Origin of the sequence: Streptomyces sp. NPDC056361 (assembly GCF_042262805.1) — a bacterium.
Taxonomy (GTDB): Bacteria; Actinomycetota; Actinomycetes; order Streptomycetales; family Streptomycetaceae; genus Streptomyces.
The window spans coordinates 22,444-30,700 of sequence record NZ_JBHJQI010000101.1; the positions used below are offsets into that span (position 1 = coordinate 22,444).

Below are 8,257 nucleotides of genomic sequence, written 5' to 3' on the forward strand. Positions count from 1 at the left end.
AGTGGTGACCGGGAAGTGGTGACCGAGGGCGGGGCGCCGGGCGGACGTCCGCCCAGGGCTCGGTGTGGCGGAGGGCGCGGCCGTCAACGCCCGCTGTCCGCCCGGCCGATCAGCGCGTCGACCTCGCGGAGCAGCGCGGCGCGGTCGATGGCGTCGCTGCCGGTGGCCGGCACGGTGCAGGCGAAGGCGCCCGCGACGGAGCCGTAGAGCGCGCACCGGGCGAGGGGCTCGCCGGTGAGGCGGCCGAAGAGGAATCCGGCGGCGAAGGCGTCGCCCGCGCCGTTGGAGTCGACGACCGGCCCACGGGGCTCCACGGCCGGCACGTGGACGAGCCCGTCCGCGCTGAGCAGATACGCGCCTTCGGCGCCCGCCGTGGCGACGACGACCTCGGCCCGCCCCCGTTCCAGGATCCGGTGCATGGTCTTCTCCCGGTCCGCGAGGGCGGTGGTGGACACGAACACGATGTCGGCGCCGTAGGCGAACGGCTCGTGGTAGGGGTTCTCGCCGTCCCAGTCGTGCAGGTCGGTGGAGATCGTGAGCCCCGCCTCGCGCAGCTGCGGGAGGGCGAAGGCGCACGGGTGGGTGAGGGAGACGTGCGCGTGCCGGCTCGCCGCGGCCAGCGGGCCGACGAGCTCCTCGGGCAGCCGGTCCGACTCCCGCGAGCGGCTGTCGTCGTAGAGCGAGAGTCGCCGGCCGTCGGGCCCCACGAGGTTGACGGCCCGCTTCGTGCCGCCGGGCACCGCGGTGAACCCGATGCTGTGGTCGCGGTGGAACGCCCGGACGAGATCGCCCGGGACGTCGTCACCGATCGTGTCGATGTGGTGCGTCCGCAGTCCGAGCGAGCTCAGTCCGAGCGCCACGAAGTCCCCGGTCTGCCCGGCGCGGGTCTCGATGCCCGGCCGGATCGCGTAGCTGTCGGCGTACGGGAGGGGGAGTTCGGGCACGTACACGATCGTGTCGACGCCTGCCCCTCCGAGGACGAGGACGTCGTACTCGTTGCTCATCGCTTATCTCCTCGGTGCGCCGACTTCCTTTGGTCGCAAGCGAGTCAAACAGCCGGAGTCGGGCCCGGCAAGATGTTTCCGCAAGTTTCAGAAAGTTGTCGACAGGGTGTCGGTGGCCGCCATGGCCCCGCCCCGGAAGGTGCGGCGGTAGGCGAGCGGGGTCACGCCGATGGCGGCGTGCAGGTGCTGGCGCAGCGAGGTGCCGGTGCCGAAGCCGACCTGCCCCGCGATGTCGTCCACGGGCAGGTCGGTGGATTCCAGGAGGTGCCGGGCCCGCGCCACCCGCTGCTGGATCAGCCATCGGCCCGGGCTCATGCCGACCTCCTCGTCGAACCGGCGGGCGAAGGTGCGCAGACTCATCCGGGCGTGCGCGGCGAGCTCGGTCAGGGTGATCGGCCCGTGCAGGTTCTCCAGGGCCCACTGCCGGGTCGCGGAGGTGTCGTTCGCCGTGGCCTCGGGCACGGGCTGCTCGATGTACTGCGCCTGCCCGCCGTCCCGCCACGGCGGTACGACGCACATCCGCGCCACCCGGTTGGCGACGGCGACGCCGTGGTCCTTGCGTACGAGATGGAGGCAGACGTCCACGCCCGACGCGGCGCCCGCGGAGGTCAGCACGGAGTCGTCGTCGACGAAGAGGACGTCCGCGTCGAGGGCGATCTCCGGGTACCAGGAGCGGAAGGTGTCGGCGAGCGCCCAGTGCGTCGTGGCGGGGCGGCCGTTGAGCAGGCCGGCCGCGGCGAGGACGAACGCGCCGGTGCAGATGGACACCAGGCGGGCCCGCGGCGGCAGGAGGGCGAGCGCTTCGGCGACCCTGGAGGGCAGTTCGCGGGTGAGCAGGCCGAGGTCGAAGGGCGGCAGCACCACCGTGTCGGCGTCGGCCAGCACCTCGGGCCCGTGCTCGACGGTCACCGAGAAGTCGGCGTTCGTGCGGACGGGCCCGCCGTCCACCGAGCAGGTCAGCACCTCGTAGAGGTCGCCGAGGGTGCCGAAGACCCGGTTCGGGATGCCCAGCTCGAAGGGGTACACGCCGTCCATGGCGAGGACGACGACACGATGAGGCCGGCGGCTCATGGCAGAATCCCTTCGAAAGATGGCATTCATGCCATGGTACGCGGCCCGGCCCCCGGTGAGGCTGGTGTGCATGACGAATCACCGCACCATGCGCGCCATCAGCCAGGACGTCCACGGAGCCCCCGAGGTCCTCACGGAGACCGTGCTGCCGCGGCCCGAGCCGGGCCTGAACCAGATCCTCGTCGCCGTCCGCGCGGCAGGCGTCAACCCGACCGACTGGAAGCACCGCTCCGAAGGCCTCTTCCTCGCCGACCGCCTCCCCCTCGTCCTCGGCTGGGACGTCTCCGGCGTCGTCGAGGCCGTCGGCTACGGCGTGACCGTGTTCAAGCCCGGCGACGAGGTCTTCGGGATGCTGCCCTACCCGTACGGCGTCGGCTCCCACGCCGAGTACGTGACCGGCCCCGCCCGCGCCTTCGCCCACAAGCCGGCCGGCATCGACCACGTCCAGGCCGGCGCCCTCCCGCTCGCCGCCCTCACCGCCTACCAGGCCGTCGTCGACACGGCCCGGGTCGCACCCGGGCAGCGCGTCCTGATCCACGCCGCCGCCGGCGGGGTCGGCCACCTCGCCGTCCAGATCGCCAAGGAGCGCGGCGCGTACGTCATCGGCACCGCGAGCGCCGCCAAGCACGACTTCGTCCGCTCCCTCGGCGCGGACGAGGTGATCGACTACCGCACCACCGACTTCGCCGAGGTCGTCCGGGACGTCGACATGGTCCTCGACCCCCTGTCCGGCGACACCCGCGCCCGCTCCCTCGACGTCCTGCGCCCCGGCGGCGTCCTCGTCTCGCTCCTCCCCGGCACCGACCCGGACGAGCCGGCGAAGGCCGCCGCGCGGGGGGTCCGCGTCGAGACCCTCCTCGTCGAGGCCGACCACGCGGGCATGAACGCCGTCGCCGCCCTGGCGGAGTCCGGCGCCCTGCGCGCCCACGTCGAGGCGGCCTTCCCGCTCGCCGAGGCCGCCAAGGCCCACGCCCTCGGCGAGACGGACCGCACGACCGGCAAGATCGTCCTCGTCGTGGCGGGGGAGGACCGCGGCTGACCTCTGCCGACGGGGCCGCCGGGCTCAGCAGAAGGGCGCGGCCCGCACGGATCCGCCGGCGTTCTCGTCGTCGGTGCCGAGCAGGGCGTCCGCGGAGTCCGGCAGGCACTCCACGGCCTCGACCTTGTAGCCGGGGTAGGTCCCGAGCACGGTCGGGGACGTCGCGAGTGCGATCCGCACCCGGCCCGCCGACGACAGGGTCACCCGGCCCGCGTCGCTGACGGCGGAGTCGAACGGGCCGTCGTCGCCGGCGTCCGCCGCCGAGCTCACGAGGAGCCGGCCGGAGTCCGTCACCGCGAGGTCGGAGACGTGCCGCGTGCCGTCGTCGGCCGGGTACGAGGCCCGGTAGGTCTGCTGCGACACCGCGCCGAACAGCGGCTGTCCCCACGCGGCGAACGTCACGGACGCCGCGTACAGCGTGGCCGGGCGGCCGGGGCCGTCGCCCCGGTCCGCCCACAGGGCCGCGAGGCGCCCCTCCCGGGCGACGAGCGCGAAGCCCTCGAAGTCGTCGCCCTCGCCGATCGAGGGCAGCGGCGTGTAGTCGACGACCTGCGCCGTGGAGGCGCCGACCTTCAGACGGAAGACGATCCCGCGCCCCGTCAGCGCCAGGTATTCGCCCGGCACGCCGGGGATCGGGTCGATCGCCTCCAGGTCGCCGGGCTCGGGCCCGTCCCAGGCGAGCGGGGTGACGCTCACGGAGCCCTCCCCGTGGGTGACCCGGGAGAGCCGAAGCCGGCCCGACCGCTTGTTGTCGTGCACGACGAGGACCCGGACCCCGGCGCCGTCCTCGGCGGGCCCTTCGTACGCGATGCCGCTCACACCGCCCTGCGCGTTCTCTCCGACCCGCTGCCACTCCCCGGCCGCACCGGCCGGGGAGACGGCGACGGACGTCAACAGCGCGGCCACCGCGCCGATTCGGGCCACACATCGCACCATGGGGAGTCTCACAGGGGCGCTCGCCTTCTCCGTCCGAAAGGCGCGAGGTCACGCGCCGGGCGCCAGGTTATGGATCATGGTGACGACCGCCCAAGGGCCGTTACGCCGTTCGCCGGAGCGCACGCCCGGAGCGTGCCGGGAGGGAACGTGCCCGGTACACGCGCAGCTCCGTCACCTCGTACGACATCTCCCGAGCCTCCGGGTCGGGTGCCGGGTGGTAGCGGCCCGCGCAGACCGACAGGTTCACGATCAGATGCGCCCGCCAGGCGCGCCCCACCCCGCGGCGGTCGTCGAAGACCCGCACGCCGTTGACCCACCAGACGACCGAGCGGGCGCCGAGCTCCACCCTGAGGTCGACCCACGCCCCCGGCCGGACGGCCGGGTCGCGGAAGAAGTGGTAGCGCCCCCTGACCCGGTTCGAGAGTTCGAGGAGGTCCGGGTTGTCGGGGTGGTACTCGAAGACGTCGACCTCCTGGCCGCCGTCGAGCCAGGTCCAGATCGCCGGCCAGGCCCCCGTCTCCACCGGCAGCCGCACCCGCGCCTCCAGGACGTCGCCGGCGCGGACCGTGAAGCCCTCCCGGCTGCCCTCCGTCGTGAGGAGCCCCGCGTCCCAGTCGCCGTCCGGACGGCGGGTCGCCCGGAAGACGCCCGTGCGGCTGTACGCGGGATCCTCCACCAGGTGGTCGAGCTTGTTGTCGCCGTGGTTGGTCGGGCCGCCGTCGGGATAGGCCCACGAGCGGCCGGCGACCCACTGGTCGGTGGAGGAGAAGTCCGCGTCGAGCACGAGGTCCCCCGGGGGCAGGGCGGGTGCCGTCCTGCCGGGCCCGGAACCACCACCGCCGCCGCGTCGCAGGATCCGGTCGAAGAAGTCGGTCAGCACGGGCCACGCTCCTTTCGCGCGGGCTTCCGCCGGCCCGCGGGCGATCCGCCCCACTTTCCACCGTGTGCAGGGTGGATGTCCGTGATTGGCGAGAAGTCGCCACGGGGTACCCGGCATTTTTTCGGATACGCTGTATCCGTTAATCGACTGGGTCCCCGCCCCCGGGGGCCGACGAGGGGAGCGGAATGAACGAGAAGACCACCACGCACGCCCACACGGGCACAGGCGTCGACGCCGACACGGGCAGCGGCTTCGACACCGACGTGATCGTCGTCGGCGCCGGACCCGTCGGCCTCGCCCTCACCCTCGACCTGGCCCGCCGCGGCGTTGCGGTCCGACTCCTGGAGCGCGACGCCGCGAGGTTCGAAGGCTCGCGCGCCAAGGGCGTCCAACCGCGCACCCTCGAAGTCCTCGACGACCTCGGCCTGGCCGGCGCCGCCCTCGCGGCGGGGAGCGCGTACCCCCCGATGGGACTCCGCTTCGGCCCCTTCACCACGACCTGGCGGATGCACGCCACCGCTCCGGAAGGCGCGGGCACCCCGTACCCGGACGTCCTCCTCCTCCCGCAGTACGCCACCGCCGACCTGCTCCGCGAAGCCGTCGAACGGCTCGGCGTGCGCGTCGAGTTCGGCGCCCGGGCCGTCGGGATCACCCAGGACGACGACTCCTGCGCGGTACGCCTGGCCGACGGCCGATCGGTCACCGCCCGGTACGTCGTCGGCGCCGACGGCGGCGCCAGCGCCGTACGGAAGGCGGCGGGCATCGCGTTCGAGGGCACCACCGACGAGGCCGACCGGATGATCCTCGTCGACGGCGCCGTCGACGGCCTCACCCGCGACCACTGGCACGTCTGGCCCCGCGCCCGGGGGCGCAGCGTCGCGGCCTGCCCGCTGCCCGGCGGCGACCGCTTCCAGATCATGATCAGGACCCGACCGGGCGAGGCCGCCGACGCCCGGGACCTCACCGACAGCGCCCTCGCCGCCCTCTTCCGCCGCCGCGTCGGCGGCTCCCTCACCCTGCGCGACATCAGCTGGTCCTCGGTCTTCCGGCCCAACATCCGCCTCGCCGCGCGCTACCGCGAGCGCCGCCTCCTGCTGTGCGGCGACGCCGCCCACGTCCACACCCCCGCCGGCGCGCAGGGCCTCAACACCGGCGTCCAGGACGCCCACAACCTCGGGTGGAAACTCCAGCAGGTGCTCGCCGGCGCCGACGACGCGCTCCTCGACAGCTACGAGGCCGAGCGCCGCCCCGTCGCCGCCCAGGTCCTCGGCCGCTCCACCGAACTGTACGAAGGCCTCCGCAGCCCCCGTCCGGGCAGGCTCACCCGGGGCCAGGACGAACACCAGCTCGGCATCTCCTACTTCGGCGGCCCGCTCGCCCCCGCCGACGCACCCCGCACCACGACCCTCCGCCCCGGCGACCGCGCCCCCGACGCCCCGCTGCCCCACCCCACACCCACCGCGCGCACCCTCTTCGACCTGTACCGCGGCCCGCACTTCACCGCCCTCGCCTTCGGCGCCCGCGCCGCCGCCGCCCTGGACCGCCTCCCGTGGCCGACCGCCGGCGCCCCGCTGCGCCGCCACGCCCTCCTCGCCCGAACCGCCCCCCGAACACCGGAAGAAGCGGCCCTGCTCACCCCGTACGGCATCACCGGGGACACCGTCCTGATCGTCCGCCCGGACGGCCACCTCGGCGCCGTCGCCCCCGTGGACGACGCCGGCGACGTGCGGCTCCCCACCGCCTTCGGGCCGCGCGCCACCGGCGGGTACGGTGTCCAGCGCACCACCGAGGGCCGCCGCTAGGGCGTGTCCGCACCGCGAGAGAGAGCCTCCACCCATGGCCGCCACCCCACCACCCCCCGGCAGCCCCGCGTGGTGGGCCGCGCGCCCCGCGCCCGCTCCCGCGCCGGAGCGCCGGCGCGGCCGGCCCGCGCTCGACACCGCGCACATCGTCGGCGTCGCCCTGCGCCTCGTCGACGAGCACGGCACCCAGGCGTTCTCGCTGCGCCTGCTCGCCGAGGCCCTCGGCTCCGGTACGGCCACCCTCTACCGGCACTTCGAGGGCAAGGACGAGATCCTCGCGTACGTCGTCGACCGCGTCCTCGGCGAGACCGTCCTCGACGACCTCGCCGAGCGCGCCGACTGGCGGGAGGCCCTCACGGTCACGGCCCACCGCTTCCACGACACCCTGCGCCGCCACCCCCACGTCCTGCCGCCGCTCATGGCACAGGTGCCCGTCGGCCCCCACGGACTCGCCCAGCGCGAACGGGTCCTGGCCGCCCTCCTCGCCCTCGGCCTCCCGGCGGACCTCGCCGCCCGGGCCTTCACCGCCGTCACGCACTACGTCATCGGCTTCACCGCCCAGCAGTACGGCCCCGCCGCCGCCCCCGACGACGGCCCCCGGCTCGCCGCCTTCTACCGCGAGCTCGATCCGGCCGCGTACCCCGCGCTCCACCGGGCGGCCGGCACCCTCACCTCGGTCCCCGTGGAGGAGGAGTTCGCGTTCGGGCTCGGGCTCCTCGTCCACGGACTCGCCCACCTCCACCCCTGAACGATCCGGGGAACCGTCGGCGCAACGGTCGCCGCCCGGCCTCGTTGATCACGCCATGAACCATGTCATCGCCCGGCGGCGCCTCCGCCTCCTGAGCACCACCGTGGCCGCCCTGATGCTGTCGGTCGCGGGCGCGCAGAGCACGTACGCGCACTCCGACGCGCGGGACTGCCCGGCGGCGGAGATCTTCGCCACCGACAACACCGCGATCATCACGGACCCCGACGACCCCCGACTCGACACCCGCCTGGTGCGATTCGGCCGCGAGGTGCGCGCGATCATCCGGGCCCACGGAGCGCGACCCGGCTCCTCGGAGCTCCTGGACGGGGTCTTCTGGTCCGGCGAACTGCAGCAGGCCACGTACGAGCGCTCGCGCGAGTTCGACGTGAACGGGGCGGGCCGCGACGGGCTGCACCACATCGCCGGAGTCATCGCCAAGCGCTACGAGCAGGAGGCCGTGCTCACCTTCCGCTGCCTGCCCCGGACGTCGCCCGAGACGGATGCCGTGGAGATCGAGGTCCCCGGCGTCTCCGCGAGCGCCCTGCGTGAGGCGCTCGTCGCCGACCCGGAGGCCCGTGAACGGCTCGGCGGCGGATCGGTCACCCTCGACGGCCGGCTGGTCCTCGTCGCCCCGGTCGCGGACCTGCCGCTCGCCCGTGCCTTCGCGGACGAACTCGGCGCGGACTGGGAGCAGGCAGAAGTGCGGTACGGGGACCGGGAGTTCGTCGGCTGATCCGGCCGGCGGCAAGCGGCGGCCCGCCGGGCCCGGGGAATCCC

8 protein-coding genes are annotated in these 8,257 nt (G+C 74.5%); 4 read left to right on the forward strand and 4 right to left on the reverse strand.

Annotated elements, in window-relative coordinates:
* Positions 1 to 83: 83 nt before the first annotated feature.
* Complete coding sequence (locus ACFCY7_RS27730; protein WP_376488785.1) at positions 84 to 1,004, reverse strand: adenosine kinase; 921 nt, start codon at positions 1,002 to 1,004, stop codon at positions 84 to 86.
* Positions 1,005 to 1,091: 87 nt separating this feature from the next.
* Complete coding sequence (locus ACFCY7_RS27735; RefSeq protein WP_376488786.1) at positions 1,092 to 2,075, reverse strand: GlxA family transcriptional regulator; 984 nt, start codon at positions 2,073 to 2,075, stop codon at positions 1,092 to 1,094.
* A gap of 88 nt (positions 2,076 to 2,163) precedes the next feature.
* Here ACFCY7_RS27735 and ACFCY7_RS27740 point away from each other — a divergent pair, with 88 nt between their 5' ends.
* The gene (locus tag ACFCY7_RS27740) at positions 2,164 to 3,114 is read left to right on the forward strand and encodes an NADP-dependent oxidoreductase (RefSeq protein ID WP_376488792.1); all 951 of its coding nucleotides are present in this window, start codon (positions 2,164 to 2,166) and stop codon (positions 3,112 to 3,114) included.
* A gap of 24 nt (positions 3,115 to 3,138) precedes the next feature.
* On the opposite strand, the gene ACFCY7_RS27745 is transcribed toward ACFCY7_RS27740, so the two are convergent.
* Both ACFCY7_RS27745 and ACFCY7_RS27750 read right to left on the reverse strand, forming a co-directional pair.
* Entirely contained in the window at positions 3,139 to 4,038 is a 900-nt protein-coding gene (locus ACFCY7_RS27745) for a hypothetical protein (protein ID WP_376488787.1), read from the reverse strand.
* A 112-nt stretch (positions 4,039 to 4,150) separates the two neighbouring features.
* Positions 4,151 to 4,852: a beta-glucanase gene (locus tag ACFCY7_RS27750; protein WP_376488793.1), complete on the reverse strand. Its 702-nt coding sequence runs from the start codon at positions 4,850 to 4,852 to the stop codon at positions 4,151 to 4,153.
* A 263-nt stretch (positions 4,853 to 5,115) separates the two neighbouring features.
* Here ACFCY7_RS27750 and ACFCY7_RS27755 point away from each other — a divergent pair, with 263 nt between their 5' ends.
* The 3 genes from ACFCY7_RS27755 to ACFCY7_RS27765 are packed head-to-tail and all read left to right on the forward strand — an operon-like array spanning position 5,116 to position 8,213.
* Positions 5,116 to 6,732, forward strand: coding sequence for an FAD-dependent monooxygenase (locus tag ACFCY7_RS27755; protein WP_376488788.1), 1,617 nt, complete (start codon positions 5,116 to 5,118; stop codon positions 6,730 to 6,732).
* A 34-nt stretch (positions 6,733 to 6,766) separates the two neighbouring features.
* Positions 6,767 to 7,480, forward strand: a complete 714-nt coding sequence (locus ACFCY7_RS27760; RefSeq protein ID WP_376488789.1) for a TetR/AcrR family transcriptional regulator — start codon at positions 6,767 to 6,769, stop codon at positions 7,478 to 7,480.
* A gap of 55 nt (positions 7,481 to 7,535) precedes the next feature.
* Positions 7,536 to 8,213 carry a hypothetical protein gene (locus tag ACFCY7_RS27765; RefSeq protein WP_376488790.1) on the forward strand — a complete coding sequence of 226 codons (678 nt, stop codon included), beginning with the start codon at positions 7,536 to 7,538 and terminating at the stop codon, positions 8,211 to 8,213.
* Positions 8,214 to 8,257: the final 44 nt, after the last annotated feature.